This is a genomic window from Seonamhaeicola marinus (assembly GCF_008085455.1).
The window spans coordinates 1-386 of sequence record NZ_VSDQ01000155.1; the positions used below are offsets into that span (position 1 = coordinate 1).

General features: G+C 36.5%; 1 pseudogene. It reads left to right on the forward strand.

Going from position 1 to position 386, the window contains the following annotated elements:
* Positions 1 to 386 (forward strand): annotated as a pseudogene (locus FUA24_RS01210) (fumarate reductase/succinate dehydrogenase flavoprotein subunit); the annotation flags it as partial.

Below are 386 nucleotides of genomic sequence, written 5' to 3' on the forward strand. Positions count from 1 at the left end.
GTAATGTGGGATAAATGCGGTATGTCTAGAAATGAACAAGGCTTAAAAGAAGCTATGGTTGAAATTAAAGCCATCCGTGAAGAATTTTGGAAAGAAGTATCAGTGCCTGGTGGCGCAAATGAAATGAATCCTGAATTAGAAAAAGCAGGACGCGTTGCAGACTTTTTAGAGTTAGGTGAATTATTTGCTAAAGATGCTTTAACAAGAGAAGAATCTTGTGGTGGACATTTTAGAGAAGAATCTGCTGAAGAATCAGGACCTCAAAAAGGCGAGGCAAAGCGTAATGATAAAGATTTTGCATTTGTATCTGCTTGGGAATATAAAGGAGAACCAGCTGATGCGGTACTTCATAAAGAAGAATTAGAATTTAAGGATATTGAATTAAA